This window comes from Lysobacterales bacterium (assembly GCA_014946745.1).
Taxonomy (GTDB): Bacteria; Pseudomonadota; Gammaproteobacteria; order Xanthomonadales; family Xanthomonadaceae; genus Aquimonas.
In genome coordinates this window covers 1,206,867-1,226,627 of record JADCRD010000001.1, presented here as the reverse complement: position 1 = coordinate 1,226,627, position 19,761 = coordinate 1,206,867, and the positions used below count along the sequence as shown (strand labels likewise).

At 68.1% G+C, this 19,761-nt stretch carries 15 protein-coding genes; 4 read left to right on the top strand and 11 right to left on the bottom strand.

The genetic code is table 11. The features are described from left to right. Positions 1-329 precede the first annotated feature (329 nt). Together H4O13_04925 and H4O13_04920 are read left to right on the top strand one after the other, a co-directional pair. Positions 330-878 (top strand): hypothetical protein, encoded by a 549-nt coding sequence (locus H4O13_04925; GenBank protein MBE5314729.1) that lies wholly within the window; start codon positions 330-332, stop codon positions 876-878. A gap of 512 nt (positions 879-1,390) precedes the next feature. Further along, complete coding sequence (locus tag H4O13_04920) at positions 1,391-2,869, top strand: hypothetical protein (protein MBE5314728.1); 1,479 nt, start codon at positions 1,391-1,393, stop codon at positions 2,867-2,869. An 81-nt stretch (positions 2,870-2,950) separates the two neighbouring features. On the opposite strand, the gene H4O13_04915 is transcribed toward H4O13_04920, so the two are convergent. The 7 genes from H4O13_04915 to H4O13_04885 form a co-directional block, all read right to left on the bottom strand. After that, positions 2,951-3,883, bottom strand: a complete 933-nt coding sequence (locus H4O13_04915) for a 2OG-Fe(II) oxygenase (GenBank protein ID MBE5314727.1) — start codon at positions 3,881-3,883, stop codon at positions 2,951-2,953. A 229-nt stretch (positions 3,884-4,112) separates the two neighbouring features. Next, positions 4,113-5,798 carry an OmpA family protein gene (locus tag H4O13_04910; protein MBE5314726.1) on the bottom strand — a complete coding sequence of 562 codons (1,686 nt, stop codon included), beginning with the start codon at positions 5,796-5,798 and terminating at the stop codon, positions 4,113-4,115. A 68-nt stretch (positions 5,799-5,866) separates the two neighbouring features. After that, the gene (locus H4O13_04905) at positions 5,867-6,739 is read right to left on the bottom strand and encodes a hypothetical protein (protein ID MBE5314725.1); all 873 of its coding nucleotides are present in this window, start codon (positions 6,737-6,739) and stop codon (positions 5,867-5,869) included. Further along, complete coding sequence (locus H4O13_04900; protein ID MBE5314724.1) at positions 6,736-8,385, bottom strand: AAA family ATPase; 1,650 nt, start codon at positions 8,383-8,385, stop codon at positions 6,736-6,738. The genes H4O13_04905 and H4O13_04900 overlap by 4 nt, the downstream gene beginning before the upstream one ends. A gap of 403 nt (positions 8,386-8,788) precedes the next feature. Further along, on the bottom strand, positions 8,789-9,547 hold the full coding sequence (locus H4O13_04895) for a PspA/IM30 family protein (protein MBE5314723.1): 759 nt from the start codon (positions 9,545-9,547) through the stop codon (positions 8,789-8,791). Between the two features lie 167 nt (positions 9,548-9,714). Then, positions 9,715-11,055, bottom strand: coding sequence for a hypothetical protein (locus H4O13_04890; GenBank protein MBE5314722.1), 1,341 nt, complete (start codon positions 11,053-11,055; stop codon positions 9,715-9,717). Continuing rightward, positions 11,045-12,208, bottom strand: a complete 1,164-nt coding sequence (locus H4O13_04885) for an acyl-CoA dehydrogenase family protein (protein MBE5314721.1) — start codon at positions 12,206-12,208, stop codon at positions 11,045-11,047. Before H4O13_04885 ends, H4O13_04890 begins: the two co-directional genes overlap by 11 nt. Positions 12,209-12,673: 465 nt before the next feature. Between H4O13_04885 and H4O13_04880 the strand changes: the two genes are divergently transcribed. Beyond that, positions 12,674-13,987: an amidohydrolase family protein gene (locus tag H4O13_04880; protein MBE5314720.1), complete on the top strand. Its 1,314-nt coding sequence runs from the start codon at positions 12,674-12,676 to the stop codon at positions 13,985-13,987. A gap of 591 nt (positions 13,988-14,578) precedes the next feature. Continuing rightward, positions 14,579-17,689 (top strand): diguanylate cyclase, encoded by a 3,111-nt coding sequence (locus H4O13_04875; GenBank protein MBE5314719.1) that lies wholly within the window; start codon positions 14,579-14,581, stop codon positions 17,687-17,689. 25 nt (positions 17,690-17,714) lie between these two features. Here H4O13_04875 and H4O13_04870 read toward each other — a convergent pair whose 3' ends face one another. The 4 genes from H4O13_04870 to H4O13_04855 form a co-directional block, all read right to left on the bottom strand. Then, the gene (locus H4O13_04870) at positions 17,715-18,002 is read right to left on the bottom strand and encodes a hypothetical protein (GenBank protein MBE5314718.1); all 288 of its coding nucleotides are present in this window, start codon (positions 18,000-18,002) and stop codon (positions 17,715-17,717) included. 315 nt (positions 18,003-18,317) lie between these two features. After that, a complete protein-coding gene (locus H4O13_04865) occupies positions 18,318-18,611 on the bottom strand; it encodes a hypothetical protein (GenBank protein MBE5314717.1) in 294 nt (97 codons plus the stop codon). Between the two features lie 46 nt (positions 18,612-18,657). Next, on the bottom strand, positions 18,658-19,050 hold the full coding sequence (locus tag H4O13_04860; GenBank protein ID MBE5314716.1) for an MAPEG family protein: 393 nt from the start codon (positions 19,048-19,050) through the stop codon (positions 18,658-18,660). Positions 19,051-19,197: 147 nt separating this feature from the next. Further along, positions 19,198-19,701, bottom strand: coding sequence for a hypothetical protein (locus H4O13_04855; GenBank protein ID MBE5314715.1), 504 nt, complete (start codon positions 19,699-19,701; stop codon positions 19,198-19,200). Positions 19,702-19,761 lie beyond the last annotated feature (60 nt).

The window sequence follows — 19,761 nt, the reverse complement described above, 5'->3', positions numbered from 1 at the left end:
CCCGCGGCGCGGCCAAGGCTCGCCCCGCAACGGACTGGTCGAGCGCTTCGCCTGCGACCGCGCTCGGACGCCGGTCGCGACACTCGGCGCCGGCCAAGGGCTCCAGCGGAGCGGAACGTCGCGGACATCGACTCCGAGACGCAGCCTGCGACCGCGACATTGGACGATCCCGGCCTACGTTCGACGCGTGCCCCCTCACGCCACGGCGTGAACGACGGCCCGCGCGGGCCGCGGCGAACGCCGAGCAGGCAGCAGGCTGTCAGATAAGTGCCGAGCCTGCGGGCACAAGGGTTGCAGCGGAGAGGCGCCTTCTTTGCCGCGTGGCCCCCGTGCTTTCGAGACAGCTGCCCTCTGCCGACGTGATCAGGCACGCGCTCGGCTACGCCCTGCTCGGCGCTTGGTTGTTGAGCATGGCTTGGGCGTTCTGGCTGGTCGAGGGTCGCGACGCCTACGCACGAGCGCAGCTCGCCTCGGACCCGCAGCGGCTGGAGTCCATCGAAGCCTGGGGCGCGGCGCAAGGCGCTGGGCGCATTGCCCGCCCGCTGCTGATCCTGCTGCCCTCCGCCTGTGACTGCGCCACCCATGCCGCGCTGACCCAGCGGCTCATGGCGCTGGCGGCAACGCGTGATTCAGCGGCCGAGGTCATCGTCGCCGGCAGAACCTCACCCTCGCTGTTGCCGCCCGGCGCCGGGGCCGCTCTGTTCAACGCACAGGGCCGACTGCTGTTTGCAGGCCCCCTCGAATCCCCCCTGCACTGCAGCGATGGCCGCAGTCTGGTCGAAATGGTGCTTGCCCATGCGGGCGAAGACAGCCCGCCGCTGTGGGCGGCGGTGATCGACGAACCCTGCGCCTGCGACGGCCGCTACCTCACTACCTGAGCCCCCGACGGATTCCCATGAGCACCACACCGCTGAACTATCTGGACGAACTGCGTCGCGATGCCGATCGCGTCATGCTGGCGCTGGTCGGGGTCATGACCCTGCTGTCGCTGGGCTTGGCCATGGGCACGGGCACCTGGGGCAGCTTCCTGCTGATCGGCGTGCCCACGGCCGGCGTCTGCGCCGCCCAGGTACTGCTCAACAGCGGCGCGCTGTCGACGCGCCTCACCATCGCCGCGGCCTTCATGGCGCTGTCCGGTCTGACCATCCATCAGACCCAAGGCATGATCGAGATGCACTTCAGCATCTTCGTGCTGCTGGCCCTGCTTCTGTACTACCGCGACTGGATTCCGATCGTGTTTGCCGCGGCGGTGATCGCCGTGCACCACCTGGCGTTCGACTTCATGCAGCGCCAGGGCCTGCCGGTGTGGGTGTTTGCAGCCGATACCGGCTTCATCATCGTCGTCATCCATGCGCTGTTCGTGGTCGCGGAGACCATCGTGCTGGTGATCATGGCGCGCTACCTGCAGAAGGAGGTGCAGATGGTGGGCGCGAACCCGGCCCGTCTGATCTCGGTGGCGCGTCGCTTGGCAGACGGCGAACCGGCCGATCTGCGCAGCTTGGGCAAAGTCCCTGAAGGCAGCATCGCCGACGCCGTGATGCGCAGCGCCGTGGCCATCGAGACGTCTCTTGGCCAGGTCGACGAGGTGATGGGCAGCATTGCCCAAGGTGATTTCAGCGGGCGCGTCGAGACGGCCGAAAAGCGCGGCCGCTATCTGCAGATCGCACACTCGATCAACAGCTCCTGCCAACAGCTCGACGACGTCCTCGGAGCCACCACCCGCGCAGCGAAGCTGCTGGCGACTGGCGATCTGGGCGCCAGCCTCGACATGCACGCAGAGGGGCGCTTCCAGGTGCTGCGCGACAGCATCAACAGCCTGCGCCACAGCCTGCGCAACTTCATTCAGATGCAGGACGGGGCGCTGGCTGCGGCCCGCCATGGCGACACCGCCCATCGCATCGATGTCTCAAAGATGCAGGGTTTTCAGCTCGAGCTTGCTGAAGGCATCAACGGGCTCGTCCAGCTGTTCGGCGATGTGCTGGACGATGCCGGCCGGATGATGCAAGGCCTTGCCCGCGGCGATCTGCGCGAGCGCATGCGCGGCCAGTACGAGGGCACCTACGCGCGCCTCGCCAGCGATGCCAACAGCGCGGCGCAGGCGATGGCGGAAACGATCGGCGGCATCCATGCCGCCAGCCAGACCATCCGCCGCGCCGCGGGCGAAATCTCCGCCGGCAACGCCGATCTGTCGGTGCGCACGGAGCAACAGGCCGCCTCGCTGGAAGAAACCGCCGCCAGCATGGAAGAACTCACCTCCACCGTGCGCGGCAATGCCGAGAACGCGCGCAGCGCGAACCAGCTCGCGATCGGGGCCGGCGATGTCGCCGAGCGCGGGGGACAAGTCGTGCGTCAGGTGGTCGACACCATGGGCCAAATCAACGCGCAGTCGCGCAAGATCGAGGACATCATCGGCGTCATCGACGGCATCGCTTTCCAGACCAACATCCTCGCCTTGAACGCCGCGGTCGAAGCTGCGCGCGCCGGCGAACAGGGCCGCGGATTCGCCGTGGTCGCAGGCGAAGTGCGCACGCTGGCGCAGCGCTCGGCGGCCGCCGCCCGCGAGATCAAGGGCCTCATCTCCGAGACCGTGCAGCGCGTGGGCACCGGCAGCCAGCTGGTCGACTCCGCCGGCGCCACCATGGCCGAGATTCTGTCGGCGGTGAAGCGCGTCACCGACATCATGGGCGAGATCAGCGCGGCGTCCGCCGAGCAGACCTCGGGCATCGAACAGGTCAGCGCCACCGTCACTGCAATGGACGACGCGACCCAGCAGAACGCCGCGCTCGTCGAAGAAGCCACCGCTGCCGCGCGCACGCTCGAAGAGCAGGCGAATCAGCTGGCCGATTCGGTGGCCCGCTTCAAGCTGTAGCAGGCGCCTCCGCGAATCCAGGCTCGGGGGCATTCGCGCCCGGGCGGGAACCCACGCGGCTGGGATCACAGCAGAACGCGGTCAGCGCTTGAAGCGCACCCAGGCCCTGCGAGCCAGGCCGATGGCACGGCCCAGACGCGAACTCGCCAGCAGGGCGCGCGCTTCATCCAGCTCGGTGGTGATGCGGCCAACATCGCGATAAAGGCGCTGAATGTGCTGATCGCGTCGCGCTATCAGCTGGCTCAGCTCCTGCGCATCGGCCTCGCTCAGCGTGTGTCCAGCGGCGAAGCGATCCGGCAGCGGACGGTCGACATAGATGGTCGAATGCGAGTCAGCCAACTCCTCGGCAGGCCGCTCCAGCGTGTAGAAGTACAGGGCGATCGAACGCCGCGACAGCTCACGGCGCGCCTCCGGCAGAGCAATGCGCTCGAAGCCGTGCCAGCTGATCTCGTTGGTTTCGAAGATCACGCAGCGGTTGTCGAGCGGCGCGATGCGCACCACCTCATCGTCCGCTGCGCGCGGATCGCGATGCAGATCCAGACATCCGCCCCAGGCCTCGTCCCACTCGGGGTTGAGATAAACGATCAGGTTCAGGCGCCGATGCCAGCCGGTGATCGGGTGGCGGTTGAAGTCCACATGCGCATCGAGGTCCTGGCCATGCCGGTTCTCGTGCGTGCCGCCGCCGAAGTACCAGGGGTCGTAGAGCAGGTCGGGGATACCGGTCAACTGTGAGACCAGATCGAGAAACCGCTTCGACTGGATCAGATCGTCGAGCGCCGCATAGGCCGGCCCGATCCCGCGGATGCGCTCGACCACCGCCTTGTTGCCGATCTCGCCCTGCTCGTTCTTGGCGAAACGCGGGTCGAAGTCGGGGAACTCGGCGCGCAGGCGTTCGAGAAACTCGGGCTGGAAGAAGCCCTCGATCTGCACGTGGCGGAAGGGACGGGCCTGCTGGAACTCCTGGCCGTGGGCATCGGCACGGCGCGTCACTTCCGGGTGGACAGCTTCAAGCATGGCAGCGGTATGCAAGTGCAGTAGCGGCCAGTGTAGGCGAGCTACCTCTGGCCGCGCACGCAGGCATGTACGCCACGGGAGCACGCTGACCTAAGTGCGCATCGCCAGAACCACCGGGAACCGCGCCGCGCCCAAGCCACCAGCAGGGCTGAAACCGACGCGAGTCGCTGGGCGCGTAGACCAGACTCCAAAGCCATGGTCACTGCGAATCCCGAATCCCCAATCCCGGCTACTCCAAGGTAAACCACTGCACCTCGACGCGACGATTGAGATCGCTGTCGGGGCCCGCGGGCTCTTCCCAGCCGCGGCCGACCAGCTCCAGTCGGCTGGCGTCGATGTTCGGATACTTGGCGAGCAGGGCGTTGCGCACCGACTCGGCGCGCTGGCGCGACAGCTCCATGGCCTTCAGCGCCATGCTGCGGACCAGGGCCTGGCCACCCTGCTGCTCGAACTCGCCGACCCGAGCATTGTCGACGTGGCCACGCAGCACCACGATCGAGCCGGGGCTGACCTGCAGGAAACCGCGAATGATCTCCAGGTACTCCTGGTTCTCCTTCGAGCTCGCGTCGAGTTCAGCGGAATTGGCCTTGTAGAAGAAGCGGATATCGCGGCTCAGCAGCGCATCACCTTCGAGGTTGACCGCGCCCTGGGTGCGGATCGGCGCGATCGCCACCGTCTGCGCAGCGAACTCGGGCTTGGCCTTGAGCGCCTGCAGCGCAGCCAAGTCGATGTAGCGCGCCGGGTCCGCCGGGTTGCGGATGATCCCGCCGTAGGCCAGCAGCGCACTCTGGAAAATGCCCTGATAGCTGCCGGCCGCATCGATGGTGCCCTCGAAGAAGGCGAGGTTTTCCGGCAGATTGGAGAAGTGCACCTTGGCGAGCTCGGCGCGGGTTTCATCGGCGCTCCAACCGAAGGCGCGGCCGACCACGCCAAGCTGGCTCTCAGGCGCATCGCGCAGCTGACGGTTGCCCTCCAGCACGCCGTGCACCAGGGCCTGCACCTTGTCGGCATGGGCGCGCGCGAACTCTCCGTTGACCAGCAGCAGGTCGGCGATCACCAGCAGGTTGCGGTTCGACACCAGCATCTTGGCGCGACCGCCGCTGCCGTCGATCGTCGCATCCGTGCTCGGCGACCAGCCGATACAGCCGTTCAATCGCGGGCGCTGGGCCTCAAGCTGCTCGGCATAGGCTTCGCAGGCCACGGTGGCATCGTCGTAGAACACGAGGTTGATGGCGTCAGCGCGCGGCGCGGCATCCAGATCGCGCAGCACGTTCACTGCCGCACCCGACTCCGAGGCCAGATAGCGCAGGAAGAACTCGCTCTCGTTGAACTGCGTGCCGGCCAACACCTTGCCGCGCAGCGCATTGACGCCGGTCACGCCGCTGTCGACCACGATCATGTTGGCGCCGCGGGAAAACGCCATCTGCGCCGGCACCACGATGTCGAACTGGCGGCCGAGCACGGCCAGCACATCCGCCGTGGTCACGCTGGCCGCGACCTTGCCGTTGTTGAGCTTGGACCAGCTCTCTTCCTCGCTCAGGGTGATGCGCAGCTGGAAGCCGTATTCGCGGGCGAAGAAGGAATCCGGGTTCGGCTGCAAGCCGCCGTTGGCAACGATCAGGCCGGCATAGCCCGCGTACGCGCTGAGGTCGACATCAAGGATGCCGTCCTTCATCTGGTACGGCGCTGCACGATCCAGCACCGGCGGTGCGGTCAGAGGCTCGATCGGATCGGCCCTCGAAGCCTCGGCCGCCTCGGAACGCGAGCCGCTGTCGGCACTCGTGCTCTCGCGGGGTGCGTCCTTGCCCATGTCCTGCATCACCAGCCAGCCGCCAAGGGCGAGGAGGCCGAGCACCAGCAGCACGGAGAGAAACTTGCCGGCGGCGCTGCCGGATTGGCGTGTCAGTCGGTTCATGCGGGCACTCCTTGAGTGCGGGTGGCGGTACAGCGTGGGTGTTCAGTTCAGGACAGGGCGCTGCCCCATCACGATCGCTCCGACGCCCGCCCGCGCTGCGGCACGGGCGGCGGGCCCTGCAGCACGCGTTTGGGCAGACGCACCGGCTCCGGCCCTTCGAGGATGCCAGCGAGATCGCGCTGTCGCTCCAGCCAACGGTTGGCTTCGTCGAAAGAGTTGGCCAAGGCATTGAGCGAATGCACGACGCCATCGGCATCGGTGGCGAGCAGGCTCTGCTCGCGGATCAGCGCGATCTGCTGATCGATGCGCGCGAGTTCGGCATCGACGTGCTCCAGGCGCTCGCCGGCAGCCGCGTGCGCGGCCTGACGCTGGTCGATCACCGACACCTGCTGCTCCAGGCTGCGGCGCAGGTCAGCGCCGAGGCTGGCGTCCTCCAGACGCGCACGCAGCGTGTCCTCCTGCTGCTGCAGACGCGCACTGTCGGCCCGTGCGGTCTGCACGACATGGCCGATCGCCATGCGCGCGGCGAGCAGGCGCAGGTGCAGCCAGACCAGCTGCTCGACGCTGTCGGCATGCGTGGCCATCAGGCTGGAGCTGCGCAGGCGGCCAACGATCTCCCGCGCACGTGCTTCGATCTGCTGGTGCTGCGCGACTTCCGCCGCGCCCAGCTGTGCGAGCAGCGTGCGATAGCGCGCGTCCTCCGCAGACTCTTCGATGCGCTCGCTGTGGCCCGGCGCGAGGCGCTCCGCGTCAACGGTCGCGCGAAAGCGCGTGCTGCTGGAGGTTGCCCACAGGTAGGCGACTTCCAGCCCCGCACCCAGCATCCAGAAGCCCGGGCTCAGGAACGCACCGAGCAAGCCGAAGGCGAGCAGCCCGATCCAGTTCGGCGGGATCGGCATGCCCAGCGGGCGGGCGTTGAAGGCGCGCCAGACGTACTTCATGCCGGCGTGGCTCCGTAGGGCCGCAGCCGCTCGGGTACGAACTGCATGTCGGTGGCCTCGCGAATGGCGATGCGCATCTGGAACTCCAGCACATCCAGCGGCACCGGCGGCTGATAGCCGACCAGACAGGCGCGCACGGCGTCGACCGTGGACTCTTCCAGCGTGCGCACGCGCCGGTACACCTTCACCGCCAGCGCTTCGGCGGCACCCGGCGTCAGCAGCAGCGGCAGATCGAGTGCGGCGAGCGCATCAACGCCAGGGCTGACCTCCAGCCGCTTCAGCAGCGCGTGCAGCAGCCCTGCACTCTCGTGTTCGGTGCTGGTCGGCAGCAGGGGGATCTTGACGTCGATGCGGCCAGGGCGCTTGAGATCCACTTCGATGAGATCGGGCCGCGAGCTGGCGAGGATCCACATCACCCGGCCGCGATTCTTACCGTCGCTCATCTCCTGCGCGATCATCGAATACAGCCGGCCCGACAGCCCGCTGTCGCCGCTGCCGGAGTCGCGCTTGCCGAGCGTCTGGTCGGCTTCATCGACGAAAACGATGCAGCGGCCGAGCGCGCGGATCAGACGGAAGATCTTCTCCAGATTGCCCTCGCTGGAGCCGACCCAGCGGTCGCGGAAGTTCTTGAGCTTCACCACCGGCACGCTGGCCTCGCCGGCCAGGCACTCGACCAGGTAGGTCTTGCCCGTGCCGACCGGCCCACAGAAGATGTAGCCCATCGGCAGAGCACGCAGGTCGGACTTGCGCCACAGCGCCATGTCCTGACGCAGCCAGGCCTTCAGCGCCTCGGGCGAGTGGTAGTCGTTGAGCGTGCGCTCGCTGCGGATGAACTCGATCAGGCCGGCGGCATCGCTCTCGATCATGCCCTTGCGCACGTTGATCCAGTCGGCCTCGGCCAGCTGCTGGCCCGCATGCGCGCGCCGGCGCACCAGCGACTGCAGGGCGCTCAGCGACACACCGGCCAGCTGGTCGGCGATCTCGCTGCCCTGCGCGGCATCGAACGCACTGGCGTGATCCACGCGAAGCTGGGCGAGCGCCTGCTCGATCTCCGGCTTCTGCGGCAGCGGCAGCTGCACGCGCTCGACTCGCGGGTTGTTGGCCACCAGCGGATGCAGGTCGTGCAGATTGTCGGCGATCAGAAGGCTGACAAAGGGCAGCTCGGTGAAGGGCGATTCGCTGGCCCAGTCGCGGACGAGGCTCGCCAGACTGGCGGTCTCGAAATCCCCCGCGCGATTGGCTGGAAGAAACTGGTCGGCGCCGCGTACCAGCACCGCCACGGGCTCGGCCTCGCCGCGTCCCAGTGCGCGCAGGTTGCCGCGGTAGCGCAGATAGCGGCTGATCAGCTCGACCGCTGCGCGCGGATCGTGCCCTACGCTGGACAGCTGCGCGGCCCCCGGCCAGGCCTGGAAGCCCTCGCTGCTGCGCAGCGCCGACAGGCCGTTGCCCGGGTCGAACACGAACACCAGCGGAAAACCCTGCAGAAGGCGCGCATCGAGGTACTCGACCACGCCGACCAGGCGACCGTTCAGCACGAAGCGATCTGCTACGTTGCCGTGCAGGATGAACTGGCCGTGGGCGCCGCTTTCGTAGGCGAGCTTGAGGGCCTGGGCCCAGGGCGGAAGAACGGTCGTCTGCGTGCTCAAGGTCGAGGTCTTCCGGTAGTTGCTGCGTGTGGGCGGAGCGATGGCATTTGATCGCTTCCCGCGAGCCACCCACGTTCAGGCGGGACAGCCGGCGACCGAGGCGAGGGTCCAGCGCCGGTGGGTCAAGACCCACCCTATGGACTCGCCTGGCTGAAGGCCGCGCGACGCACCCCTCTCCCCACGGGAGAGGGGCCGGGGGAGAGGGGCTGTACGAAGCGAAGCATTGCATTCGATCGCTTCCCGTGAGCCACGCACGCCCAAGCGTGACAGCCAGTGACCGCGGCGAGGGTCCAGCTCCGGTGGGTCAAGACCCACCCTATGGACTCGCGCGCTGACTGCCGCACGAAGCGCGATCACCACGCCGCCCCAGTCGCGCCCAATCCCGAATCCCCAATCCCCGCCCTTACTGCCCCTCCGCCTGCGGCGCCGCACTCGTCCCCATGCTGCGCGTCGCCGGCTGTGCGACCGGCGCCGCCTGCCCGGGCAGGCTGATGCCTTCGGCAGCGGCAAAGTCAGCCAAGGCCTGCGACGCCAGCGCATCCATTTCGGCCTGCTTGACGTTGACCTCGGTCATGTCGAGCGAATCCTTGGCCACGCGGGCGCGGCCGGCGGCGCGATTGCGCTCTTCTTCGACCATCTCGTGCAGACGGTTCAGGGTGTCACCCGAGCCACCGATGCTGCCGATCATGCCGGCCGCCATCTCGTTCATTTCGGCCACCGCCGACTTCATGCGCATATCGTTGATCGCGCCCTTCAGCGAATCGATCTTGGCGCGCGCCGCCTGCACGGCGACGTCGCGGGCCTTGATCAGGTTCTGGTAGGTCTCGTCCGCGGACGACATCTGGCTGCGGTTCTCGGCCAGCTCGCGGGTCACCGTCTGCAGGCGCAGGGCGTACTGCGCCGCCGCCTGCTGGTTACCGGCACGCAGGTGCGCCGTGGTGCTGGCGCGCAGTTCGGACTCTTCGCGCTCCAGCTTGCGCACCTGCGAGATCAGACGCTCGACCAGACCGGCGTGGGCCGCCAGACTCTGGTTGTAGTTGCCGATCTGCTTGCGCAGATTCTCCTGCTCCAGCTCGAGCAGGGCTTCGGGGTTGCGCTTCTCGATGCCCTTGATGAACAGGGAAAAGAAACCGCGCACGACATTCATCAGGCGACCGAACATGGCTGCTCCAGCTGCGGCCCGAGGTGGGCATGGATGGGGCCGAGGGTCCCCACGACCTTCGGCGGCACGGCCGCAGACGCGAAACACTGCGGCGCTGTGACGCGACACGTTACCGCGTTGGACTTGCGTGAAAAAGTCTCGCGTGGCGCCGACTCGGGCGCACCGGTTCAGAACCCGAAGCGCAGGGCCTGATCGATCTCGACCGGAAAGGCCACGTTGACGTGCGAGGAGCAGGCCGTGTTGCTGCGATCGACCGGCCAGTGCAGCACGTACAGCGGCGGCGCCTGCTGTTCGCGCGCAACCGCCGCCAGCCGGGCCATGCCTTCGCGGTCGTTGTAGTAGGACTCGGCAACAATGAGCGGCACCTCGCCGAGGCCGATCCGCCGCAGGCGATCGACGATGCGCGCGTAGAGATCGCCCTCATCGGCGCCGGGCCAGCGATAGATCGAGAACGCGAACGCGCCCGGGTAGACGCGTTCGCCGCCGGCCAGACGATAGACGTAGCTGGTGTGCTCCAGACGCGCGCGCAGCCGGTCCGGGTCGGGGTCCGAGATCGACGAGAAGCCCACGCTGCGCTGCGGATCGAAGCGGCTGACGTAGTTCTGCCAGAGCCTGTTCGCGTAGCGGCTCCAGGGCTCGTTGTCGGGCTCGTTCGGAAAGAACAGGGTCTGCCCAAGCACGTTGACGAAGCGCGCGCGCGGCATGCCCTCGGTCATCAGGTCGACGCGGTAGTCGAGGCCGGAGCGCTGGATGATCGGCATCAGGTTGACGATGAGGTTCCAGTTTTCTTCGAAAACGCCCTCGTCGTAGCGGCTCCACTGGGCGACGTCGTTGCCGCCCTGCGGGTGGTAGCGCACCAGCAGCTGCGAAAAACCCGCCGCTCGAATGTCAGCCAACAGATCGGCGAGGTTCTGGCGCATCCGCGGATGCAGGTTGCCGCCGGTGGAATCGAGGATGGGCGTACCCGCCCACACGCCGTCAGAATCGGCCGGCCCAGGCGCTCGGAAGTGGTAGATGCCGACCGCGATCGCCTCGCTGCCGCGCGCGCGCATCTCAACCAGGATCTCGGTGACGCGCTGGCGCACGCCGGGCTTGTGCAGGTTGGCGAGCACGCCGAAGGGCTCGCGGTCGCAGTTCGGCCCGAGGTCGTAGAAGCCCAGGTTCACACCGGGCCGCGCCTCAATACTCAAGCGCTCAAGGGCGCCCTGCTCAAGTCCGGCAGCTGCACCACGGCTGGGACCACGAGACGCTCGAAGCGCCGGCGCGAGACCACGCTGCCCAGCCGCATCGGCCCGTGTGGCCGGGCCATCCAGGACCAGCGCCGGGTCGCCATCGGGCCACTGCGGCGGACGCTGTGACTGGGCCTGCAGTGCCAGGGGAGACCACAGCACGCCCGCGCAAAGCGCAAGTACGGCGGGCCGTACGCCGAGGCGAGCAATCCATCGCTTCGCCACCGTCGCGGCCAGCGCCGGCAGGCGCCGACCGACCTGCGCGGGTTCAGAACGCATTGATCCCGGTCACCTCGCGTCCCACCACCAGCTGGTGGACGGTCTCGGTGCCTTCGTAGGTGATCACCGATTCCAGGTTCAGCGCGTGGCGGATCGGACAGTACTCCGTGGTGATGCCTGAGCCCCCGAGGATGTCGCGCGCCTCGCGGGCGATGTCCAGCGCGATGCGGCAGTTGTTCCACTTGGCCAGGCTGACCTGGGTCGGCTGCATCTGGCCGGCGTCCTTCAGGCGACCGAGCTGCAGCACCAGCAGCTGCGCCAGGGTGATGCGACGGGCCATCTCAGCCAGCTTGATCTGCACCGCCTGGGTGGCCGCGATCGGGCGGTTGAACAGGATGCGCTGCTTGGCGTACTCGTTGGCCTCGGTAAAGCAGGCGATCGCCGCACCGATCGGGCCCCAGGTGATGCCGTAGCGCGCCTGGGTCAGGCAGCCGAGCGGGCCCTTCAAGCCCTTGACGTTGGGCAGGCGCTGGCGATCGTTGACGCGGACGTTGTCGAAGAACAGCGCGCTGGTGACCGAGGCGCGCAGGCTCATCTTGCGGTGGATCTCCTGGGCCGCGAAGCCCTTGCTGTCGGTCGGCACAATGAAGCCCTGGATGCCGTCTTCGGTCATCGCCCAGACGATCGCGATCTGGGCAAGGTTGCCGTTGGTGATCCACATCTTCGCGCCATTGATGACCCAGTCATCGCCGTCGCGCTTGGCGTGGGTCTTCATGTTGGCCGGGTCCGAACCGCCGTGCGGCTCGGTCAGGCCGAAGCAGCCGATGATCTCGCCGCGCGCCATGCCGGGCAGGTACTGGCGGCGCTGCTCTTCGGTGCCGTAGGCGTAGATCGGATACATGCACAGCGAACTCTGCACCGACACGAAGCTGCGCAGGCCGGAATCGCCGCGCTCGAGTTCCTGGCAGATCAGGCCGTAGCTGACCGCGTTCAAGCCCGCGCAGCCGTACTCTTCGGGCAGCGAGGAGCCGAGCAGACCCAGGCTCGCGATCTCCGGCACCAGCTCCTTCGGAAAGCGCCCCTGATCGAAACAATCGCCAATGATCGGCAGCACGCGCTCGTCGGTGAAGCGGGCCACGGTGTCCTGCACGGCGCGCTCTTCGTCGGTGAGCAGCGAGCGGACATCGAACAGGTCGGAGGCGTTCAGGGGCATGGGGGCGGCCGATCGGTGGTTGGAAGCCGCGAATTGTAGCCGCCCGCGCCCTTCGCAGGCATCAACGTGCTGTGGAGCGGAACAGCGGGGATTGGGGATTGGGGATTGGGGATTGGGGATTGGGGATTGGGGATTGGGGATTGGGGATTCGGGATTCGGGATTCGTGTACCGCCGGCAGGTTCGGGCTTGCCAGACAGCCAAGGCGTGGGGCTTCTCCTGCAGGCGAAGAGCAGCAGACACGAAGCCGCACATCGGACGTGGCCACGGACTGCCACCGCGCCACCTGGGAGCCTGCCTGCAAGTGACGCGGACCTTCGCCCAAGCGATGCCCCCAGATCGATGGCTTGCCCAGGCGGTACCCCCGACTTCCGACAGGCACGACCTGCCCTGCCCTCGCCTACCATCGGCTGCGGGGATGCGCGCCGGCCTGCGGCGCGCTCGCGTCATCACTCAAGGGGAACACCATGCACGCACGCCACCGCCGCGCCCAGCTCGGGCTGCTCACCGTTTCGCTCACTGCTGCGCTCGCCGCCCAGGCTGCACCGCAGGTGCTGCACTGTGGGCAGGTCTTCGATGCGAACTCCGCGCGACTGCTGGGCGAGCACAGCCTGGTGGTCAACGACGGCCGCATCACCGAGGTTCGCGCCGGCAAGATCGACGCCGCCAGCCTCGGCGCTGACGCCACCGCCATCGATCTGTCCGCCCACACCTGCCTGCCCGGCCTGATCGACATGCATGTGCACCTGGGCTCGCAGACCAGCCCGGCGGCCTATTCCGAAGGCTTCCGCCTGAACCCCGAGGACTACGCCCTGCGCTCGGTGGGCTATGCCGAAACCACGCTCAAGGCCGGTTTCACCACGGTGCGCGATCTGGGCGGCCTGCAGACGATCGCCCTGCGCAACGCCATCAACGAAGGCCGCATTCTTGGCCCGCGCATTTTCGCCGCCGGCAAGAGCATCGCCACCACCGGCGGCCACGCCGACCCGCGCAACGGCATCAACCGCGAGCTCTCCGAGTCGCTGGGCTGGCCAGGCCCAGAGGAAGGCGTGGTCGCAGGCCCCTACGAATCCCGCCGCGCGGTGCGCCAGCGCTACAAGGAAGGCTCCGACGTGATCAAGCTCACCGCCACGGGCGGGGTGCTGAGCTTCGCCAAGAGCGCCGACAACCCGCAGTTCATGGAGGACGAGATCCGCGCCATCGTCGAGACCGCGCGCGACTACGGCTTCCGCGTCGCCGCCCACGCGCACGGCAAAGAAGGCATGCGCCGCGCCGTGGCGGCCGGGGTCGATTCGATCGAGCACGGCACCTACATGGACGAAGAGATCTTCAAGCTGATGCGCGAAAAGGGCACCTGGTATGTGCCAACGATCTCGGCCGGCGTGTTCGTCAGCGAGAAGGCCCGCGAAGCCGGCTACTACCCGGAGATCGTCCGCCCGAAAGCACAGCGCATCGGCGCGCTGATCCAGGGCACCGCGGGCCGCGCCCATGCCGCTGGCGTCAAGATCGCCTTCGGCACCGATGCCGGCGTGTTCCCGCACGGCGACAACGCGCGCGAGTTCGAGCTGATGGTCGAGGCCGGCATGCCCGCCAACTTCGCCCTGCAGAGCGCAACGAAGAATGCGGCCGAACTGCTCGGCGAATGGGAAAGCCTGGGCAGCCTCGAGGTCGGCAAGTTCGCCGACGTGGTGGCCGTGGCGGGCAACCCCATCGAGAGCATCAGCACGATGCGCGACGTGAAGTTCGTGATGAAGTCGGGCACCGTCGTCAAGACCCCCTGACAGCGCAGCCACGGCAACCCCGCGCGCGCGGCAGCGCGGAGTCGCCGTCGCTGACCGGACCGTTCGCCACGGCCTGCGGCAGCTCAGCCTTTCGGAATCCCCCGCAAGGCCAGCGAGTTCTGCATCGAGGAAGCTCTGACGGATCGGAGCTACCGGCGCGCCACGGGGGGGCCCGCGGATCGAACACGCACGTGCTTGATCCAGCGTGACCGAGCGAAGCGAAGGCGTCGCCGCGCAGCGGGCGACGGCGCGGCTGGGCGGCTGGGCGGCTGGGCGGCTGGGCCGCCTCGTAGACGCTGGCGCTAGGCGCTCGCGACCGGGCGAAGCAGGGCATCGCGAGGCCGACCCCGCACGCGGAACGGCCGCAGCGAGCGCGCCGAATGGCCACGGCGACGGATGCTGCGGCCGCCGCTCAACTCCGTTCTTCCGGCAGTCAGTCAGCCAAGAAGGTCCGGCGCCTGCGACAGGCACATGACCTGCATGCGTGCTCGCAACGCTGCCAGACTCCCGACCTTGATCGACCTCGACCAGCCATCAGACATCGGGCCGCCCGAGAACCGCCGGAGTCGATCGTGGTGGGAGCCGTGGCCCATGAAGCGCCGCGCCGCGTTCGCCTGGCTGTGGGCAGCGGCCCTGCTCTTGATCGGCCCGCTGCTGGGGCCCGGGGCCCTGGCGCTGGACAGCGCCAAGGAGTTCCACAACTTCGTCAGCAACACCTGGAGCATCGAGGAAGGGCTGCCGCAGATCAGCGCGCTGGCCTTGACCCAGGACGCCCAGGGCTACCTCTGGGTGGGTACGCAGGCGGGCGTCGCGCGCTTCGATGGACGCCGCTTCACCGCCTTCACGCCGGAGACGGCGCCCGCCCTGCCGGGAACCTACATCAACGCCCTGCTTGCCGATGCGCAGGGCACGGTGTGGATCGGCACCTACAAGGGATTGGCCGGTTGGCGTGAGGGCCGTTTCTTCCCGGTGCCACTCGCCGACGATCCCGCGGCGGGGCTCAACGTCCATGCGCTCGCACGTACCGCCCAGGGCGAGGTGCTGGCCGCTGCCGGCAACGCGGTGTACGTGATCCGCGACGATGCTCTGGAGCCGCTGGCGCAGCTGCAGCTGCCGGCGCGCGCGCTGCTACCGGAAGGCCCGGATCTCTGGATCGGCAGCGTCGGCGGCGTGCACCTGCGTGCGGCCACCGGCGACCTGCGCTTTCTTGCATTCCCCGACGACGCCCGCACCGCCGCCACGCGTGCGCTGCTGCGTGCCAACGGCCAACTCTGGGCGGGCACCAGCGACGGCCTGATGGTGCTGAGAGACGACCGATGGCAGCGCCACACCGGCGCGGTCGGCCTGTCCCACACGCCGATCGAGGCCATGCTGCTGGATCGCGATGGCAATCACTGGATTGCCGAGCTGGCCCATCTCACCCGCCTGCGCGCCGACGGCAGCTTCGAGCGCGTGGTGCGCGAGGGCGCGGGGCTGTCGATCCGCTCGCTGTTCGAGGATCGCGAGGCCAATCTCTGGCTGGGCAGCCACTGGAGCGGGGTCACCCGCCTGCGCAACGGCTGGACGCGTCGCTACAGCGAGCGCCAGGGCCTGCAGACACCGCTGCTGTGGTCGATCGCCGAAGCGCCCGATGGCGCGCTCTGGGTCGGCAGCGACTCCGGCCTCGCACGCTTCGAGAACGGCCGCTTCGAACAGGTCGTAGAGGGCACCGCCCTGCCCCACCCGAGCGCCTATTCGCTGCGCGCCGAAGAGGCGCGGGTCTGGATCGGCACGCGCTTCGGGCTTGCCGTGCTCGAAGACGGGGTGATCAACACGCCGAGTCGGTTCGAGGCGCTGGCCGCGCTGCAGATCAACGGCATCGTTCGCGATGCGCAGGGGCGACTGTGGCTGGCCACCAACGGCGGCCTGTTCCACGATGACGGCCAGCAAGTTCGACGGCTTGGCGAAGCGGAAGGCTTGAGCGATCCGCGCGTACGCTTCGTGTTGCCGGCCCGGGACGGCCGCCTGCTGGTCAGCACCCAGTCCGGCATCTTCGAGATTCGCGAAGATCGCGCCCATCCGTTTGCCCCCGACCTCGGCATGCCGGCCGGGCTCGACGTCACCGTGCTCCACGAGCTGGCCAACGGCGACCTGGTGGCCGGTTCACTGGCAGAGCGGATCTACCTGTTCAGCGGTGGCCGCTGGCACCTGCTGGGCAAAGCGCAGGGCATGCCCAGCAACACGCCGTTCTTTCTCGCTCACGACGCGACCTACCTGTGGGTCGCCGGCATCCGCGGCATCGGCCGGGTGCCGCTCAGCGACCTGCAGGCGCTGGCCAGCGGCCGCAGCGACCGCGTCCGCGGCGAAATGCTGCTGAACGAACGCGGCGACCGTCGCGGTGGCCAGAAAGGCTATTGCTGCAACGGCGCCGGCAACAGCAAAGGCCTTCAGCGCGGCCGCGAACTGTGGGCGCCCAGCCGCGATGGCCTGGTCGTACTGGACACCCAGGACGCCCGACTGCCCGACGCCCCACCCACGACCCTGATCGAACGCATCCGCATCGACAGCGACTGGCAATCAGTCAGCGCCACGCAGTCGCTGAATCTGTCCGCGGAGGTGCGTGATGTGGCCTTCGAGTACACCGCCATCAGCTTCTACGAGCCGCGCAGCATCGGCTTCCGCTACCGCCTGCTCGGCTACAGCGAAGACTGGCGCGAAACCGACGAGGCCGGCCAGCGCGTCACCAGCTACACCAATCTGCCGGGAGGCGACTACCGCTTCGAGGTGCAGGCTTCGACGTCCAGCGGCCACTGGAGCCCGGCGGCGATGCTCGAATTCCGCATCGAACCCAGCTTCAGCGAGACCCGCGCGTTCATCGCCCTGATCGTGATCGGGATCGCTCTGCTCGGCTTCGCCGGCTATCGGCTGCAGCAGCATCGCTACCATCAGCGCGCGCGGCAGCTGGAAGCGCTGGTCCAGCAGCGCACCCTGGATCTGGCCAGCGCCAACCAGCGTCTGCACGAGGCCACGCAGACCGATCCGCTGACAGGATTGCGCAACCGACGCTACCTGGGCGCACAGATCCCGAAGGACATCGCCTTCTATGCGCGTGAGCTCGCCGGCCCCGCACCCCAGCCGCGAGCGCTGGTCTTCGCGCTGGCCGATATCGATCACTTCAAGCAGATCAACGACACCTACGGGCATGCGGTGGGCGACCGCGTGCTGCAGCAGTTCGCCGACGTATTGCTGGGCCAGGTCCGCACCGGCGACTACGTGGCGCGCTGGGGCGGCGAGGAGTTCGTCCTGGTGTTCCGCCCCATGCCTTTGGCCTTTCTTCCGGTGCTGGGCGAACGCCTGCGCTCGGCAGTCGCGGCCTTTCCCTTCGACATCGGCGCCGCCGAACCCCTGCGGCTGACCTGCTCGATCGGCCTGTGCCCCTATCCCCTGCTGCCAAGCGCCGACCAGACCCTGCAGTGGGAGCATCTGCTGGATCTGGCCGACCGGGCGCTGTACCGGGTCAAGCGCGAGGGCCGCAACGGCTGGGGGCTGTATCAGGCCGAAGCCGGCGTGATGGCCGAGCGCGTGGTAGCGCTGCTGCGCGAGGGAGACCGCACGCTTGAAGACAGCGCCGAGCTGCGATTCCTGAGTGGCGGTGCGGTGGCAGCGTCGCAGGCAGACGCCTCACGCGGGCGCCCGTCTTCCAGCGAGTCAGGGCGGCCCTGAACGATCAGGGCCGCCCCCGCCGCATTCAAAAGCCTGCGCAGCTCAGATACTCGTTGAAGCAGGCTTCGGAACAGGCGTCCACCGGGAACTGCGCCGGATCGTAGTAGCCGCAGGACAGCATGCACGCGGTGTACGTCGCCCAGCACACCTCCACGCCGGTGGTTTGGGCTTCCACGGCGACCAGGCTGTTGGATTTCAGCTCAGACGCGGTGGCGAACTGGAAGCCCGGTGCACTCTCCGCCGCAGGCTGAGCGGAGAACGCGGCAGTGGAGAAGCAGATCGAGAGAATGGCGGCGAGAATCGAGGTCTTCATGGGTGTCAATCCTTGGTGATTACAGGAAGCGGCCGCGCTGCCCGATCGCTGGGAACACGGCCGGGCCAGAGATTCCCATGCGAACGCGACGGAAACAAGTGAGCCTCCGGAACAGTCCGCGCGCGAGCGCAGCCCGGCCACCCATGCCACGCTGCGCAGCGCGCCCGAGGGCTCAGTTCTGCTCGGACGCAAGGGCCTTTGGGGGATCACGGCCAGGGCCTTGGTGAAGTCGCCCGGAAAGCGCCGATCGACCGCCAGCCCATGGATGACCGCAGGTCGATCTGTCGCGACGCGAACACCGCTGCAGCTGAGGTCTCAGGCCTCGACGGTCGCGGGCTCACCTGCGTCCAGGTAGCGCTGGAAGCAGAAATCGCAGATCCCATGGAAGTTCGCCACGGCCAGCGCTGCAGCGTTGATCTCGCCCTCGGCTTGGATGACCGCCTCGCAGCCTTCGCACCAGATCGCTGGCGTCGGCTCGTGCGGTGCGTGTTCCGGCGCGTAGTAGATCAGGCGCTGTGGGCTCGCCGCACGGAGGTTCTGGAACAGGTGATCGCAGACGAAGCGCGCCTCGCGCTCGCCGTGGGTGCCGCACTGCAGGGTGTTCGCCATGGTGGTCTCTCGGCGCAGCGGGGATGCCGCCTGAAAGGGGCAGAACTCAGCGCAACGCCGCTGCCACCAGCAGCGCCCACAGCCCCAGCACCGCCACGAAGTTCAGCATGAACACCAGCCCGCGGAGGCGAACGTTGGCGGTAAACACCTGCACGGCGCTGTGCAGCACGCGGCCAGCGATGAAGGCCCAGGCGAGCACGAGCGCGGTGTCCGATGCGCTCGGCATCAGCAGACAGGCGACGTGGAAGAACAGCGGCCACTCGAACTGGTTCGACAAGTTCGCGCTCAATCGCGGCTCGATCGCAGCAAACGGATTCGCCCCATCCGCGCGACGGCCGATGCCCCAGACCTTCGGCGCGCGCGCGACCGTCAGCGCCGCGTACAGCAGGGCGGCGAGCGCGACGTGCGCGGCCATGGGCAGCAGGAAGGGATGGCTCATGACAGAGGTGCTCAGTTCTTCGCGTGAGGAAAGTCGAGTGACACTTGAGGCCTGGCCGCCGCCGGAGAAGCGCAGTGTCGTGACGCCAGGGGACCACGCCGCCGGCAGTGCATGACGCATGCCCCCGCTGCCGTCACCCGCCCATCTTCATGCCTCTGCCCTGCTCGACGCCCACGCATGGCGGTGTCGGCGCCATAGCAGAGCTCCCAGCCAGAAAGCTGGAAACGGCAGCAGAAGGGACAGACCCCGCGACCACGACGGGATCGGCAGAACGAAAGGCGCAAACATATCCAACAGAGCAAGCGCCGCCACCAGCGCGGCCGACGACAGTGCGGCCCCGACCGCGCCTCCAGGGCTCAAGCGCGCGCTCCAGTAGCCCCCCGCCATCATGCAGGGGCACACCGCGACGTGGCCAAACAGCAGGAACGCTGTCGAACCCAGCGCACGGTAGTAGAGCTCCTCCTGCGGCACCCCCTGCAGCGTGAGCATCCAGAAGTACCCGAAGCTGATGAGCACCAGCGCCACGTAAGCGAACCCGTAGCCAACCGCAGCTCCCACCACCACCGCGGCCAGCGGCGATCGCGTCGAGTGGTCAGCAAGCGGCGCCTGCGGCGGCGTGTAGGGATTCGGGTCCATACGTTCGGAGCTCAAGCCAATGGTAGTCGTGCGACTGTCGACGCTGAAGCTCGCAGGAACCACGAAGCCACGCAA